This is a genomic window from Sinisalibacter aestuarii (assembly GCF_027923545.1).
Lineage (GTDB): Bacteria > Pseudomonadota > Alphaproteobacteria > Rhodobacterales > Rhodobacteraceae > Sinisalibacter > Sinisalibacter aestuarii.
In genome coordinates this window covers 1-15,144 of sequence record NZ_BROH01000004.1, presented here as the reverse complement: position 1 = coordinate 15,144, position 15,144 = coordinate 1, and the positions used below count along the sequence as shown (strand labels likewise).

Here is a 15,144-nt window from a genome sequence, read left to right as displayed (position 1 = left end):
GCCGCGCCCTAGCCTCACCCCATGATCGCCCCTGCCATCCTCTTCCTGCTGTCCGCCGCCGGGCTTGCCGCGGCGGTGCTGTTGCCCGGCTGGTCCGACCTCGTGCTGGTAGCCGGCCCCGCCGCGCTCGCCAGCCTCTACCTGCTGCTGCGCGCCGCGCGCACCGGGCTGCGGCGCAAGCACTGGGTGATCCTCGACGGCTCCAACGTGATGCACTGGCAGGACGGCGTGCCGCGGCTCGACGTGCTGCGCGAGGTGCTGGCCCAGGCGCGCGCCCTCGGCATGACGCCGGGCGTGGTGTTCGACGCCAATGCCGGCCATCTGCTGTTTGGCCGCTACCTTGACGACAAGGGCTTCGCCCGCCAGCTCGGTCTGCCGCGCGACCGGGTGATGGTGGTGGCGAAGGGCACGCCCGCCGATCCCACCATCCTCACCGCCGCGCGCGACCTCGGGGCGCGGATCATCTCCAACGACCGCTTCCGCGACTGGGCGGCGGATTTTCCCGAACTCGCCACGCCCGGCCAGCTCATCCGGGGCGGCTACCGCACCGATGGCCTCTGGCTGGATACGGGTGCGGAGAATGGCGGGCGGTGACATGAAAACGCCGCCCCGGAGGGCGGCGCTTCAGGATTGTCAGGTTTTCGCCGTCAGGCTCAGCGGGCGAGCTTCCACAGCCCCGGCACCACCAGCGCGGCCAGCACCAGTTTCAGCGCGTCGCCAACGAGGAAGTTGCCCATCCCGTACTGGAACACCCAGGCCGCGCCCTTGTCGGCGAGGAAGAGATGCGCCATCCAGCCGAGGCCGAAGACGTAGATGATCGCCGTGCCGACGAGCATCGCCCCCGCCATGCCCGTTACGCTGCGGTCCCAGCCGCGGCGCGCCAGCGCACCCATCGCGGCGGCGGCGAAGGCGAAGCCCACAAGGTAGCCCCCGGTCGGCCCGGCCATATAGGCCAGCCCGGTGCCCTCGCCGGTAAACACGCCAAGGCCCAGCGCGCCCAGCGCCAGATAGGCCAGCACGCTGATCAGCCCGAGGCGCAGGCCAAGCCCGGCGCCGAGGGTGAGGACCGCGAAGGTCTGCATGGTGATCGGCACCGGCCACATCGGCACGCGGATCTTGGCGGCGATGGTCAGCACCGCGATACCGGCCAGAACCAGCATCACATCCTTGACCGCGCGCGCCGCGCCTTCGGTGGGGCCGAAGGCTTCGCCCAGCACCTTGTTCATCGTGATCGCCATGGGTCACTCCCCTTTTCAATGCGTCGAACGCCGTTTTGCCGCACCTGCGAGCGTCGCGCAAGCCTGCCGGTGAGAAATCCGCATCGCGGCCCGGCCAAATTTGCAAACCCGGCAGGTCAGATACGCAAATCCGCAAATCCCAGGGCGTTTTGCAAAATCCGCCGCCCTACAGGGGCGCGAAATCCGAGATCGAGACGTAATCCTTGCGCGGCCCCCGCACCTTCCAGATCATCCGCCAGCGTGGCCAATGGGTGAAATTATAGGTCACGTCATAGGTGTCGGGCGGGCAATCGTGCCAGTCCTGCGCCACCCGGGCGGCGGCGGCGATCTTGTGAAACGGGCGGCCATCGTCGTAGAGCACGCAGATCCCGCCATCCTCTTCCGCGCGCCAGAGAAACTTGCGGCGCGCCGTCATCGGCGCCTCCTGCGGCAGTTTCAGCTCGCCCACCTCGGAATAGAGCAGCCCCTCGCCATCGGGCGAGAACCGGGCCACCCCTTCGTAAAGCCCGGTGGTGCCCATCCAGGCATCCTCGATCCGCCGGGCGATCCGCCAGCGGCCTTCGAAATCGGCGAGTGTCGGCATCTTCCCTCCGCCTTGTCGCGCCTGCCCGCGCAGTTTATGACCGCCGCGACGCTGCCACAAACCGAAAGGTCCGCCGATGATCCCCCGCTATGCCCGCCCCGAGATGACCGCGATCTGGGAACCCGCCACCAAGTTCCGCATCTGGTACGAGATCGAGGCCCATGCCTGCGACGCGCAGGCCGATCTGGGCGTGATCCCGCGCGAAAGCGCCGAGGCGGTGTGGAAGGCGAAGGATGTCGAATTCGACGTGGCCCGGATCGACGAGATCGAGGCCGTCACCAAGCATGACGTGATCGCGTTCCTCACCCATCTGGCCGAGCATATCGGCGGGGCGGAGGCGCGCTTCGTCCATCAGGGGATGACCAGTTCCGACGTGCTCGACACGACCTTCAACGTCCAGCTCGTGCGCGCCGCCGACATTCTGCTCGCCGATATGGACAAGCTCCTCGCCGCCCTCAAAACCCGCGCCTTCGAGCACAAGGACACGGTACGGATCGGCCGCAGCCACGGCATTCATGCCGAGCCGACCACGATGGGCCTCACCTTCGCGCGCTTCTATGCCGAGATGGACCGGGGCAAGAACCGGCTGGAAAAGGCCCGCTGGGAAGTGGCCACCGGCGCGATTTCGGGCGCGGTCGGCACCTTCGCCAATATCGACCCGGCGGTGGAAGAGCATGTCTGCGACAAGCTTGGCCTGCGTCCGGAGCCGATTTCCACCCAGGTGATCCCGCGCGACCGGCACGCGATGTTCTTCGCCACGCTCGGGGTGATCGCCTCGTCGATCGAGAACATCGCCATCGAGATTCGCCACATGCAGCGCACCGAGGTGCTGGAGGCGGAGGAATTCTTCTCCAAGGGGCAGAAGGGCTCCTCGGCGATGCCGCACAAGCGCAACCCGGTGCTGACCGAAAACCTCACCGGCCTTGCGCGCCTCGTGCGCATGGCGGTGGTGCCGGCGATGGAGAATGTGGCGCTCTGGCATGAGCGCGATATCTCGCACAGTTCCGTCGAGCGCGGCATCGGACCGGACGCGACGATCACCCTCGACTTCGCGCTGAACCGGCTGGCCGGCGTGGTGGAAAAGCTGGTGATCTACCCCGAGAACATGCTGGCGAACATGAACAAGTTCAAAGGCCTGGTGATGAGCCAGCGGGTGCTCCTGGCGCTGACCCAGGCGGGCGTGAGCCGTGAAGACGCCTACCGCCTCGTCCAGCGCAACGCGATGAAGGTGTGGGAACAGGGCAAGGACTTCAAAGAAGAGCTGCTGGCCGATGACGAGGTGACGGCGGCGCTCTCGCCGACCGAGATCGAAGAGAAATTCGACCTTGGCTACCACACCAAGCATGTCGACACGATCTTCAGGCGCGTCTTCGGCGAAACCTGAACGCAGGCGGCACTTCACGCCTGATTGAAGCGCGGCGCGGCAAATCCGTGTTATCCTGTTGCCACACAACAGGAGAGAGCCCCGATGAAACCCTTTGCCATTCTGGCCGCCGCGCTCATCGCCCTCGCCCCTGCGGCGGCGCTGGCGCGCGAATGCAACAAGGAAACCGCCAATATCTGCCAGGACGGTTTCTCCTGGAACGCGGAAACGCAAACCTGCGTTGAGATCGTCACCGGCTGAGCCGGCGGATAAGGTCAGCATTTTCCGAATCCGGCACCCCCCAATGCCGGAAAATGCCGCATATAAGCGGCTTGTTAACGGCTGTCTGCCAGTCTCCGGACCGGACGTGCGTATCTGCGTCCGGCCTGGAGATATAATGTGACGACAGCCCTGCCCGCCCCCTTCGACGATCCCGTACCGCTGGCCGGGCCGGGCCTGTCCGGGGCCGCCACGCCGCGCCTGCTCAGCCGCCGGCAGAAGGCGGCGATCGTCGTCCGGCTGCTGCTCGCCGAGGGCGCGAAAATCTCGCTCGCCACCCTGCCCGAAGAGCTTCAGGCCGAACTGGCCCGGCAAATCTCCACCATGCGATTCGTCGACCGGGTGACGCTGAAAGCGGTGATCGACGAATTCGTCGCCGAGATCGAGGATGTGGGCCTGAGCTTTCCCACCGGGATGGAGGGGGCGCTCACCATGCTCGACGGCACGATCAGCGCCGCCACCGCCGCGCGGATCCGGCGTGCCAGCGGGGTCACCATTCTTGGCGATCCGTGGGAGGTGATCGCCGGGCTCGATCCCGACAGGCTGCTGCCGGTGCTGGAGGAAGAAAGCACCGAAGTGGCCGCCGTGCTGCTTTCCAAGCTCAAGGTTTCCACCGCCGCGGCGCTGCTCGGGCGGCTGCCGGGGCCGCGCGCGCGGCGGGTGGCCTATGCCGTCTCACTCACCGGCTCGATCGCGCCGGAGGTGGTCGAGCGGATCGGCCGCGCCCTGGCCGAACAGCTTGACGCCCAGCCGCCGAAAGCCTTTGCCGACGGGCCGGTGGAGCGGGTCGGCGCGATCCTCAACTTCGCCCCCGGCGCGACCCGCGACGAGGTGCTTGAAGGGCTCGACGCCGAAGATGCCGCCTTTGCCGAGGAGGTGCGCAAGGCGATCTTCACCTTCGCCAATATCCCCGACCGGATCGACCCGCGCGACATCCCCAAGATCACCCGCGAGGTGGATCAGGCGGTGCTGATTACCGCGCTGGCGGGGGCGACGGGCGATCTCGCCCCGGCGGCGGAGTTCATCCTCGCGGCGATGTCGAAGCGGATGGCCGAGCAATTGCGCGAGGAGATGGACAATCTCGGCAATGTCAAACCGAAGGAGGCCGAGGCGGCGATGAACGATGTTGTGGGCGCGATCCGGGCGCTGGAAGCGGCGGGGGAAATCCTGCTCATCGCCGGCGACGAAGAATAGCCGCCTGCGGCCAGAGCCGGCATTTGCCCGCGGCAGCGGGGCGGCCTAGGCTTGCGCTATTCCAGCACTCGCATTTGGAGGCCGCCATGCCCTTTGCCCGTTTCGCCCTCGCCGCCTTGCTCGCCCTCGCCCCCGCCGCCGCCAGCGCCCAGAGCTGCGCCATCGTCGAACTGGAGGCCGGGTTTACCGCCGGCGATCTCAGCGGCATAGCCCCGCCCGAAGGCGTGCTGTGCTACGAGCTGCACATCCCGCGCGGCCAGAACATGTCGATCGAAGTGATCAACGGCATCAATGTGGCGGTGACGGTGCCCGACTATTACGATGCCCGCAGCGCACGCACCTTCATCGGCGATCTGCCCGAACGGCTGGAACTGCGGGTGTTTCAGCTCCTGCGCTCGGTCAGGCCCGAACCCTTCACCGTGCGCCTGCGCTTCGAACCGCCCGGCAACGGCTGACCGGGCTATGGATCACATAGGCCCCTGAACGCGGCCCGCGCCTTGCCCTCGGCGCGCGCCGCCCCTAGGGTCGCGCCACGTTTCCGGTACAAGGCCAGCCCTCATGACGCGACTGACGCCCACCGCCTTGGGTATCGTGCTATACCTGTTCGCGATCCTGACGATGAGCATCGTCGACACCGCCGCAAAGACCCTTTCGGCCGAATTGCCGGTGATCCAGATCGTCTGGGCGCGCTATGCCGGGCAGACCCTCATCGTCACCCTGATCGTGTTGCCGCGGATCGGCCAGGTGGTGCGCACCGCCTATCCCGGCCTGCAATTCCTGCGCTCGCTGTTCCTGCTCGGCGCCACCTCGTTGTTCTTCCTCTCGATCAGCCGGATGGGGCTGGCGGAGGCCACGGCGCTGATGGACATCAACCCTGTGCTCATCACCTTGGGCGCGGCGCTGTTTCTGGGCGAGAAGATCGGGCTCCGGCGCGCCATCGGCATCGGCGCGGCGCTGGTCGGCGCGCTGATCGTGATCCGCCCCGGCAGCGCCGTCTTTTCGCTCACCGCCGTGCTGCCGCTCGCGGCGGCGTTCTTCTATGCCAGCTTCGCCCTCGCCACGCGCCGCGTCGGCCATGCCGAGACGGTCTGGACCTCGCTGTTCTACACCGCGCTGCTCGGCGCGGTGGTGCTGAGCCTGGCGGTGATCCCGTTCTGGGTGGCGCCGAGCGGCAAGGCCATCGCCCTGATGGCGCTGATCGGATCGGTGGCGGCGCTGGCGCAATTCCTGATCATCCGCGCCTTCATGCTGGCGGAAGCCTCGGTGGTCGCGCCCTTCTCCTATATCGGGCTGCTGTTCGCGGCGCTCTGGGGCATGATCTTTTTCGGCGATGTGCCGGACGGGCCGACCATCATCGGCGCCGGGATCATCGTCGCCGCCGGGGTCTATGTCTGGCACCGCGAAACGCGCGATGCGCGTGCGGCGCGGCAGGCCCAGATCAGGGAAGTCTGAGCGCGGCCAGCACCCGGCCCGGCCCCGCCGCCTGCACGATCACCGCGTAATGGCCGCCTTCCGGCAGGGTCGCCTCGAACTCGAAGCTGCCCGAGCCATTCCAGGTGCCGAGCCGGTCCCAGCTCTGCACGATATTGGCATAGGTGATCGTCTTGCCCTCGTTCTCGCCATGGGCGATGTCGACCGAGGCTTCGCGGATATAGCCGACGAGATCGACGTTGATCGTATGCGGCAGCGCCGCCCCGGCGCGCGCGGCGCAGCGGATGCGCAGACCCTCGCCCGCCTGTTCCACGCTGATCTCGACCGGCGGCATCTCGTCGCCGTGGGTGCTCAGAAGCTCGGCCACCTGCATCGGCTTGAAGCCGATAACGTGATCCACCCCCGCCACCACGATCTGCGGCGTATAGATCGAACCGGAATGGGCCATCCGGGCATAGGCCTTCTGGCGCTTGGTATTTTGCGGCCGGGCGAAACTGTCGGCCCAGCCGATATAATCCCAGTAATCCACATGCAGTGCCAGCGCGAGCACATCGTCACGGCCCGCAAGCTCGGCGATCATCGCATCGGCCGGCGGGCAGGACGAGCAGCCTTGCGAGGTGAACAGCTCCAGCACGACGAGCGGCTTTTCATCGGCCCGCAGGGGGCCGGCAAGAAGGGCGGCGGCGAGGGAGAGAATCGCGAAAAGGCGCAGCGGCATGATGCTTCCGGTTTTTATGTTGCCTGCCCTGTCTAGACCACGGCCACGCTCACCCGCCAATCAAGGTTTTGCGATGTTCTGCAACACGTGGACGCTCGGCAACAGCATGATTGCATTTCGGTGTGCAATGGTATACATCGGCGCCGATCCCCCCTTGCGCGAAAGCGCGGAACGGGGCACATCACCGCAAACCCAAGCGCTGCGCCAGGAGGAGCCCGATGACCATCACCGTCGGCCACGACACCGCCAAAACCCGCAAGACACTGAGCGCCGGCGGCGCCAGCCTTGCCTATTACTCGATCCCCGCCGCCGAGGCCGCCGGCCTGGGCGATTTCAGCCGCCTGCCCGCCTCGCTGAAGGTGGTGCTGGAAAACATGCTCCGCTTCGAAGATGGCGGCCGCACGGTCAGCGTGGACGACATCAAGGCGTTTTCCGACTGGGGCAAGATGGGCGGCCAGAACCCGCGCGAGATCGCCTACCGCCCGGCCCGCGTGCTGATGCAGGACTTTACCGGCGTGCCCGCCGTGGTCGACCTTGCGGCGATGCGCGACGGCATCAAGGCGCTTGGCGGCGACGCGAAAAAGATCAACCCGCTGGTGCCGGTCGACCTCGTGATCGACCACTCGGTGATGATCGACGAGTTTGGCAATCCGCGCGCCTTCCAGATGAACGTGGACCGCGAATACGAGCGCAACATGGAGCGCTACAAGTTCCTCAAATGGGGCCAGACCGCGTTTGAAAACTTCCGCGTGGTGCCGCCGGGCACCGGCATCTGCCATCAGGTGAACCTCGAATACCTTGCCCAGACGGTCTGGACCGACACCGACCAGAACGGTGACGAGGTGGCCTACCCCGATACGCTCGTCGGCACCGACAGCCACACCACCATGGTCAACGGCGCCGCCGTTCTGGGCTGGGGCGTGGGCGGGATCGAGGCCGAGGCCGCGATGCTCGGCCAGCCGATCTCGATGCTGATCCCCGAAGTGGTGGGCTTCAAGCTCACCAGCGAGATGGTCGAAGGCACCACCGGCACCGACCTTGTGCTGAAAGTGGTGGAGATGCTGCGCAAACATGGCGTGGTCGGCAAGTTCGTGGAATTCTATGGGCCCGGCCTCGACAATCTGCCGCTCGCGCAGCGCGCCACCATCGCCAACATGGCCCCGGAATACGGCGCCACCTGCGGCTTCTTCCCGATCGACGACGAAACCCTGCGCTACCTGCGCCAGACCGGCCGCGACGAAGACCGCATCGCGCTGGTCGAAGCCTATGCCAAAGAAAACGGCTTCTGGCGCGGCGCGGATTATGCGCCGGTCTATACCTCGACGCTGGAGCTTGACATGGGCACCATCGTGCCGGCGATCTCGGGGCCGAAACGGCCGCAGGATTACCTGCCGCTGTCGACCGCGGCGGGTGCCTTCAAGGACGTGATCGCCGAATATCGCGGCGGGATCGACACCACCAACGGCGCGCTCGACATGGTGGGCGAAGGCCCTGCCCCGACCGCCGGGGCCATCGCGCCGAAGACCGGCGCGGTCGAGGGCGAAGATTACGCGCTGAAAGACGGCTCGGTGGTGATCGCCTCGATCACCTCCTGCACCAACACCTCCAACCCCTATGTGCTGATCGGCGCGGGGCTGGTGGCGCGCAAGGCGCGCGAGCTTGGCCTTACCCGCAAGCCCTGGGTGAAAACCTCGCTCGCCCCCGGCAGCCAGGTGGTGACCGAATATCTCGAAGCCGCCGGGCTGCAGGACGATCTCGATGCGATCGGCTTCAACCTCGTCGGCTACGGCTGCACCACCTGCATCGGCAATTCGGGCCCGCTCCAGCCGGAGATCTCGAAGGCGATCCACGACAATGACCTGATCGCCACCTCGGTGCTCTCGGGCAACCGCAACTTCGAGGGCCGCATCAGCCCCGATGTGCGCGCCAACTACCTCGCCTCGCCGCCGCTGGTGGTGGCCTATGCGCTTTCGGGCGACATGAATATCGACATGTCGAACGATCCCATCGCACAGACGCCGGAGGGCAAGGATGTCTACCTCAAGGACATCTGGCCGACCGACAAGGAGATCGCTGACCTCGTGAACAAGGTCGTCACCCGCGAAGCCTTCCAGTCGAAATACGCCGACGTGTTCAAGGGCGACGAGAAATGGCAGGCGGTCGAGGTTTCGGGCGGCGAAACCTACGATTGGCCGGCTGGCTCGACCTATATCCAGAACCCGCCCTATTTCCGCGGCATGAGCCCGCAGGCGGGCACGATCTCGGACCTCGAAGGCGCGCGCGTGCTCGCCGTGCTGGGCGACATGATCACCACCGACCACATCTCGCCCGCCGGCAGCTTCAAGGCGGAAACCCCGGCGGGCAAATACCTGACCGACCACCAGGTGCCGGTGCGCGACTTCAACTCCTACGGCTCGCGCCGGGGCAACCACGAAGTGATGATGCGCGGCACCTTCGCCAATATCCGCATCAAGAACGAGATGCTGGAAGGCGTCGAGGGCGGCTTCACCAAGGGGCCGGACGGAGCGCAGACCACGATCTACGATGCCTCGATGGCCTATCAGGCGGCGGGCATTCCGCTGGTGGTGTTCGGCGGCGAGCAATACGGCGCAGGCTCTTCGCGCGACTGGGCGGCGAAGGGCACCAACCTGCTCGGCGTCAAAGCCGTGATCGCGGAGAATTTCGAGCGTATCCACCGCTCGAACCTCGTCGGCATGGGCGTGATCCCCTTCGAGTTCACCGGCGGCGATACCCGCAAGACGCTGGGCCTCAAAGGCGACGAGACCATCGCGATCCACGGGCTGGCCGACGGGCTGAAGCCGCTCTCGGACGTGCCCTGCACCATCACCTATGGCGATGGCAGCCAGAAGACGATCCAGCTCAAGTGCCGGATCGACACCGAAGTGGAGATCGAATACGTCGAAAACGGCGGCGTTCTGCACTACGTGCTGCGCAATCTCGCCAAGGCGTAAGCGCCACGGCAGACAACAAAAAGCCCCGGGCCGCACGGTCCGGGGCTTTTTTCATGGCCGGGCGCCGGATCAGGCGATGGCCGTGAGCTTGATATCCTCCGGCGCGATCCCGGCATCGCCCTGCAATTGCACCACTTCGGTGCCGTTCAGGGTGACAGAGGTGACATCGGCCTCGCTGTCGTAGCTGACATCGACATCCGGCACGATCGGTGCGCCGCTTGTCGGGTCGGCTTCCGGGTAATATTCGATTTCGAGCAGGTCCGAACCGGCATCGAAATCCGCGATGGCGGCGGGCGCCGCATCGGTTGCCAGTTCGAAGATTTCGGTCACCTCGCCCTCGGCGGCCATCGCGGCGGCGAAATGAAAATGGTCTGTTCCCATGTCCCAGTCATCATCGCCGTCATCCCCGGCGGCCAGGTCATGCTCTCCGCTCCAATCGTCGTCGCCCCAGTCATCGCCCCAATCGTCGTCGGCACCGATAAGCTGCGCCGAGGTCGGCCCGCTCCACCAATTGCCCGCGCCGTCATGGTCGAGCGGTTCGTCGTCGGCCCCGGCAGCCGTTGCGCCATCGTCCTGCGCCGGCTCTGCGGCCTGCGCCGAAGCACCTGTGCCGAAGACCATGTCGATGAAAGCGTCGGGGTCATAATCGGGGCCGAACCCGGTGGAGGTGACGGGCGTGAAATCGTCGCCGGTTTCGTCCTCGTCCGTCTCGTCGTGCGATTCAAAGCCAACCCACGCCGCGCCGGCGCCAAGGACACCGGCGGCAAACGCGAGATAGGCAATGTCGGTCCATTCCACCATAGCGATGTGCTCGTATCAGACACCGAGACAATCGCCGCCAATCACGGCAATTTGTGGGAAGTTAGACGTCAATTGAAAGGAAGTTTAGATGCCGGATCGGAAACCCAGTGTTTCTCACCCGCAATCTGACACTCAGATTTTATTAAGTTTTTCCGGGCAGGCTGCGCCCATGAGACCGAATTTTCGCATCCCCGCGTTTGAGGCGCTGGCCTTCGGGGCCTTCATCCTGCTTCTGGCTGCTGCCGCAGCCTGAGCCCCAAGCGCCCCCCGCGCTGGCAGACGGGGCGGCGCACCGCCCCGTCCCGGCACGTCATTCGACGACGCGCACGCTTTCCATCACATCGGGCTGGCCGATCACCTCGCCGTTGCGCCCGGTGCCGCGCTTGATCGCGTTGACCACGTCCATGCCCTCGATCACCCGGCCGACAACGGTATATTCCCCGTCGAGATGCGTCGCTTCGGCGAACATGATGAAGAACTGGCTGTTGGCGCTGTCAGGGCTGGCGGAGCGGGCCATGCCCACCACACCGGCGACGAAGGGCTCTTTCGAGGCCTCCAGCGGCAGGTTCGGGTAGGACGAGCCGCCGGTGCCAGCATAGGAGAGATCGGAGCCGAGCTTGCCGTTTTCCACGTCCCCGGTCTGGGCCATGAAACCGTCGATCACCCGGTGGAACACCACGCCGTCATAAGCGCCTTCACGCGCCAGCGTCGTAATCCGCTCGGCATGTTTCGGCGCCAGCGTGTCGAACAGTTCGATCACGATCCTGCCATTGGCCTCGCCCGCGACGGTGATCTCGATCTGCGGCCCACCCGCCTGACCTGGCGCGTCATTGACCACCTTCGGCGCCGCGCCCGGCACGGTCATGAAGTAGTAAAGCCCCACGAGCGCCACGCCGACGATGAAGATGATCCATGCCACAAGGGTGGATCTAGACATCCGCCGCCACCTTCACCGAGATCATCATGTCGGGGTTTGCGGGCGGCTCGCCGCGCACGATCTTGTCGACATGCTCCATCCCCGAAACCACCCGGCCATACACGGTGTACTGGCCGTTGAGGAAGTGGTTGTCGCTGAAATTGATGAAGAACTGGCTGTTGGCCGAGTTCGGGTTCTGCGAGCGGGCCGCGCCCAGCGTGCCCCGGTCATGCGGCAGCTTGGAAAACTCCGCCGGCAGGTCGGGCTTCGACGAGCCGCCGGTGCCCGCGCGGCGCAGATTGGCGGCGTCCTTGCCATGTTCCACATCGCCGGTCTGGGCCATGAAGCCCTCGATCACGCGGTGAAACACCACGCCGTCATAGGCGCCTTCGCGCGCCAGCTCCTTCATCCGCTCGACATGCCTGGGGGCGACATCGGGCAGCAGTTCGATGGTGACGGTGCCGTCCTTGAGTTCGATCAGGACGGTATTTTCGGGATCTTTGATATCGGCCATGTGGCCCTCCTTCCATTGCGTTCCATTGCGTTGGCCGCAACCTATGCATGGCGCGGCGAAAGGGAAAGGGCCACGAGGCCCGGAACAGCGGCAGGCGCGGCTCGTATTCAATTTTTCTTCATGGAAAGCAAAAAGATTTCAACCAAAGGTTCGCTTTGCCGCATTGACCGGGATAGGTAATCAGTGTGACTCGCGGCACAGGGAAACAGGGAGACCGTTATGGCCTGGAAAACGCTCGACGACATGGATCTTGCCGGCAAGGTGGTGCTGGCTCGTGTGGACATCAACGTGCCGGTGGACGATGCCGGCAACGTCACCGACGCAACCCGGATCGAACGGATCGTGCCAACGGTGAAGGATATCGTCGCCAAGGGCGGCAAGCCGGTGCTGATGGCCCATTTCGGCCGGCCCAAGGGGCAGGTCGTGCCCGAGATGAGCCTGCGCGCCGTGGTTCCGGCGCTGGAAGCGGCCTTTGGCATGCCCGTCAGATTCGCCACCGATTGCATCGGCGGCCCGGCCAAGACGGCGGTGACCGAGCTGAAGGATGGCGAGGTGCTGCTGCTGGAAAACACCCGCTTCCACAAGGAAGAAACCGACAACGATCCGGGCTTTGCCGCCGCCCTCGCCGCGCTCGGCGATGTCTACGTGAACGATGCCTTTTCCGCCGCCCATCGCGCCCATGCCTCCACCGAGGGCATCGCCCGGCTGCTCCCCGCCTGCGCCGGCCGGCTGATGCAGGCCGAACTGGAGGCGCTGGAAGCCGCGCTCGGCGATCCGGTGCGCCCGGTGGTGGCCGTGGTCGGCGGTGCCAAGGTCTCGACCAAGCTCGACCTGCTCGGCAACCTCGTCGGCAAGGTCGATCACCTGGTGATCGGCGGCGGCATGGCCAACACCTTCCTCGCCGCCCAGGGCATCGACGTGGGCAAATCGCTCTGCGAACATGACCTGGCCGACACCGCCCGCGACATTCTCGCCAAGGCCGAGGCGGCGGGCTGCGAGATCATCCTGCCCGAAGACGTGGTGGTGGCCTGGGAATTCGCGGCCAATGCGAAGAACGAAACCGTGCCTGCCGATGCCTGCCCGCCCGACGCGATGATCCTCGACGCCGGCCCCGCCGCCGTGGCGAAGATCAACGCCACGCTCGACACCGCCCGCACGCTGATCTGGAACGGCCCGCTCGGCGCCTTCGAGATCGTGCCCTTCAACGCCGCGACCGATGCGGCGGCGGCCCATGCGGCGGCGCTGTCGAAAGAGGGCAAGCTTACCTCGGTGGCGGGCGGCGGCGATACGGTGGCGGCGCTGAACCAGGCCGGCGCGGCGGCCAGCTTCACCTATATCTCGACCGCCGGCGGCGCCTTCCTCGAATGGATGGAAGGCAAGGACCTGCCCGGCGTCGCGGCGCTCAGCGCTTGAGCCGCGCGACAGCGGAGCGATCAAGGGGGTGGGCCACCGCGCCTGCCCCTTTTTTCATCACTTCCCCCGGCCACGACATTCACGCGGCCCTGCCCCGGCGATATAGCGCTACCATGATTGAACCGCCGCGCCGGTCGGCCTAGAAGGTCTGCGATACATTCAGATCGAAGGGATCAGACATGCCGAACCAGGACCAACTCGCCCAGATGAAAACCGGCCAGGGCTTCATCGCCGCGCTCGACCAATCGGGCGGCTCGACCCCGAAAGCCCTCAAGCTCTACGGCATCGACGAGAGCGCCTATGGCTCGGAAGCGGAGATGTTCGACCTGATCCATGCCATGCGCTCGCGCATCGCCCAGGCCCCCGCCTTCACCGGCGACAAGGTGATCGGCGCGATCCTGTTCGAGATGACGATGGACCGCGAGATCGCCGGCAAGCCCGCCGCCGAGTTTCTCTGGAAGGAGCGCGGCGTGGTGCCCTTCCTCAAGGTCGACAAGGGGCTGGAGGCGGAAGCGAACGGCTGCCAGCTGATGAAACCGATGCCCGATCTCGACGCCCTGCTCGACCGCGCCGTCGCCGCGGGCATCTTCGGCACCAAGATGCGCTCGGTCATTTCCGCGGCGAACGCCGAGGGGATCAAGGCCGTGGTGGCGCAGCAATTCGAGGTGGGCAAGCAGATCATCGCCAAGGGCCTCGTGCCGATCATCGAACCGGAGGTGACGATCTCGATCGCCGACAAGGCCGATGCGGAGGATATTTTGCTGGAGGAAATCACCAAGCAGCTCGACGCGCTCGGCGATGACGAACTGGTGATGCTCAAGCTTTCGCTGCCGACTGTCGCCAATCATTACGGCACGCTGATCCGCCACCCGAAGGTGGTGCGCGTGGTGGCGCTTTCGGGCGGCTATGAGCGCGACAAGGCCAATGCGCTGCTGGCGGAAAACACCGGCATGATCGCCTCGTTCTCGCGCGCGTTGACCGAGGGGCTTTCGGCCCAGCAGAGCGACGACGAATTCAACGCCGCCATCGGCGCCGCGATCGACGGGATCTATGCCGCCTCGATCACCTGACCGGCGCAACAGATGTGAGCGAAAGGCGGCCCATCGCGGCCGCCTTTTTCATTTCCGATTCGTTTTGGGATTCACAACGCGAATCACCTGTGCGATACTCGTTTTCAACGCCCGTCAGAGGCGAAGTGAGGCAGAATGAGCGGTCAGCGCAGACAATCCGGGTTCGGCGGGGTGGTCTACTTCATCGGGATCATCTCGGCAGGCGTCTATTTCACCTTCGCCAGCGTGCAGGGGGATTACGGGCTGTTTCGCCGCGTGCGGATCGACGCCGAAGCGGCGGCGCTCGCGGCCGAACGCGATGCGCTGATGGTCGAGATCGCCGCGCTGCGCAACAAGACCCACCGGCTCTCGGACGAATATCTCGACCTCGACCTGCTCGACGAACAGGCCCGCTCGATGCTGGGCCTGGTGCGCGGCGACGAGGTGGTGCTGCGCTGAGACCTTCGGTGTAGGTTGGTTAACGTGCCGTTACCCGAGCGGGCGCGCCGCCAGAAAAATCTTTGCGTGACAGTATGATACCAGAAATCCGGTTTTCCGGTTTTCCGGTTTTCCGGTTTTCCGGTTTTCCGGTTTTCCGGTTTTCCGGTTTTCCGGTTTTCCGGTTTTCCGGTTTTCCGGTTTTCCGGTTTTCCGGTTTTCCGGTTTTCCGGTT

At 65.6% G+C, this 15,144-nt stretch carries 17 protein-coding genes and 1 pseudogene; 11 read left to right on the top strand and 7 right to left on the bottom strand.

Annotated features, from left to right (window positions below; all coding sequences use genetic code 11):
• Nucleotides 1–21: 21 nt before the first annotated feature.
• Nucleotides 22–594, top strand: a complete 573-nt coding sequence (locus QMG28_RS08355) for an NYN domain-containing protein (RefSeq protein WP_281841769.1) — start codon at nucleotides 22–24, stop codon at nucleotides 592–594.
• A gap of 59 nt (nucleotides 595–653) precedes the next feature.
• Here QMG28_RS08355 and QMG28_RS08350 read toward each other — a convergent pair whose 3' ends face one another.
• Together QMG28_RS08350 and QMG28_RS08345 are read right to left on the bottom strand one after the other, a co-directional pair.
• The gene (locus tag QMG28_RS08350; protein ID WP_281841768.1) at nucleotides 654–1,238 is read right to left on the bottom strand and encodes a biotin transporter BioY; all 585 of its coding nucleotides are present in this window, start codon (nucleotides 1,236–1,238) and stop codon (nucleotides 654–656) included.
• A gap of 166 nt (nucleotides 1,239–1,404) precedes the next feature.
• Nucleotides 1,405–1,821 carry a DUF6314 family protein gene (locus QMG28_RS08345; RefSeq protein WP_281841767.1) on the bottom strand — a complete coding sequence of 139 codons (417 nt, stop codon included), beginning with the start codon at nucleotides 1,819–1,821 and terminating at the stop codon, nucleotides 1,405–1,407.
• Nucleotides 1,822–1,897: 76 nt separating this feature from the next.
• Here QMG28_RS08345 and purB point away from each other — a divergent pair, with 76 nt between their 5' ends.
• From purB to QMG28_RS08320, 5 genes are all read left to right on the top strand, one after another.
• Complete coding sequence (gene purB / locus QMG28_RS08340; protein ID WP_281841766.1) at nucleotides 1,898–3,205, top strand: adenylosuccinate lyase; 1,308 nt, start codon at nucleotides 1,898–1,900, stop codon at nucleotides 3,203–3,205.
• Between the two features lie 84 nt (nucleotides 3,206–3,289).
• Nucleotides 3,290–3,445: a hypothetical protein gene (locus QMG28_RS08335; RefSeq protein WP_281841765.1), complete on the top strand. Its 156-nt coding sequence runs from the start codon at nucleotides 3,290–3,292 to the stop codon at nucleotides 3,443–3,445.
• A gap of 138 nt (nucleotides 3,446–3,583) precedes the next feature.
• A complete protein-coding gene (locus tag QMG28_RS08330) occupies nucleotides 3,584–4,657 on the top strand; it encodes a flagellar motor switch protein FliG (protein ID WP_307726347.1) in 1,074 nt (357 codons plus the stop codon).
• 86 nt (nucleotides 4,658–4,743) lie between these two features.
• Entirely contained in the window at nucleotides 4,744–5,112 is a 369-nt protein-coding gene (locus QMG28_RS08325) for a hypothetical protein (protein ID WP_281841764.1), read from the top strand.
• Between the two features lie 103 nt (nucleotides 5,113–5,215).
• Nucleotides 5,216–6,109 (top strand): DMT family transporter, encoded by an 894-nt coding sequence (locus tag QMG28_RS08320; protein ID WP_281841763.1) that lies wholly within the window; start codon nucleotides 5,216–5,218, stop codon nucleotides 6,107–6,109.
• Here the strand turns inward: QMG28_RS08320 and QMG28_RS08315 are convergent.
• Nucleotides 6,096–6,806: a DUF1223 domain-containing protein gene (locus QMG28_RS08315; protein ID WP_281841762.1), complete on the bottom strand. Its 711-nt coding sequence runs from the start codon at nucleotides 6,804–6,806 to the stop codon at nucleotides 6,096–6,098. The two genes, QMG28_RS08320 and QMG28_RS08315, sit on opposite strands and share 14 nt — an antisense overlap.
• 218 nt (nucleotides 6,807–7,024) lie before the next feature.
• Between QMG28_RS08315 and acnA the strand changes: the two genes are divergently transcribed.
• A complete protein-coding gene (gene acnA, locus QMG28_RS08310; protein ID WP_281841761.1) occupies nucleotides 7,025–9,778 on the top strand; it encodes an aconitate hydratase AcnA in 2,754 nt (917 codons plus the stop codon).
• Nucleotides 9,779–9,847: 69 nt separating this feature from the next.
• Here the strand turns inward: acnA and QMG28_RS08305 are convergent, their stop codons facing one another.
• Entirely contained in the window at nucleotides 9,848–10,576 is a 729-nt protein-coding gene (locus QMG28_RS08305; protein WP_281841760.1) for a hypothetical protein, read from the bottom strand.
• A 91-nt stretch (nucleotides 10,577–10,667) separates the two neighbouring features.
• On the opposite strand from QMG28_RS08305, the gene QMG28_RS08300 reads away from it, so the two are divergent.
• Complete coding sequence (locus QMG28_RS08300) at nucleotides 10,668–10,832, top strand: hypothetical protein (RefSeq protein WP_281841759.1); 165 nt, start codon at nucleotides 10,668–10,670, stop codon at nucleotides 10,830–10,832.
• A 57-nt stretch (nucleotides 10,833–10,889) separates the two neighbouring features.
• Here QMG28_RS08300 and QMG28_RS08295 read toward each other — a convergent pair whose 3' ends face one another.
• Both QMG28_RS08295 and QMG28_RS08290 read right to left on the bottom strand, forming a co-directional pair.
• On the bottom strand, nucleotides 10,890–11,516 hold the full coding sequence (locus tag QMG28_RS08295) for a peptidylprolyl isomerase (protein WP_434784435.1): 627 nt from the start codon (nucleotides 11,514–11,516) through the stop codon (nucleotides 10,890–10,892).
• On the bottom strand, nucleotides 11,509–12,009 hold the full coding sequence (locus tag QMG28_RS08290; RefSeq protein WP_281841758.1) for a peptidylprolyl isomerase: 501 nt from the start codon (nucleotides 12,007–12,009) through the stop codon (nucleotides 11,509–11,511). Before QMG28_RS08290 ends, QMG28_RS08295 begins: the two co-directional genes overlap by 8 nt.
• A gap of 219 nt (nucleotides 12,010–12,228) precedes the next feature.
• On the opposite strand from QMG28_RS08290, the gene QMG28_RS08285 reads away from it, so the two are divergent.
• The 3 genes from QMG28_RS08285 to QMG28_RS08275 all read left to right on the top strand — a co-directional run bounded on the left by QMG28_RS08285 (nucleotide 12,229) and on the right by QMG28_RS08275 (nucleotide 14,930).
• Nucleotides 12,229–13,422, top strand: coding sequence for a phosphoglycerate kinase (locus QMG28_RS08285; RefSeq protein ID WP_281841757.1), 1,194 nt, complete (start codon nucleotides 12,229–12,231; stop codon nucleotides 13,420–13,422).
• Between the two features lie 179 nt (nucleotides 13,423–13,601).
• Complete coding sequence (locus tag QMG28_RS08280) at nucleotides 13,602–14,492, top strand: fructose bisphosphate aldolase (RefSeq protein ID WP_281841756.1); 891 nt, start codon at nucleotides 13,602–13,604, stop codon at nucleotides 14,490–14,492.
• Between the two features lie 135 nt (nucleotides 14,493–14,627).
• Nucleotides 14,628–14,930 carry a septum formation initiator family protein gene (locus QMG28_RS08275; protein WP_281841755.1) on the top strand — a complete coding sequence of 101 codons (303 nt, stop codon included), beginning with the start codon at nucleotides 14,628–14,630 and terminating at the stop codon, nucleotides 14,928–14,930.
• Nucleotides 14,931–14,949: 19 nt separating this feature from the next.
• Here the strand turns inward: QMG28_RS08275 and QMG28_RS08270 are convergent.
• Nucleotides 14,950–15,144 (bottom strand): annotated as a pseudogene (locus QMG28_RS08270) (hypothetical protein); the annotation flags it as partial.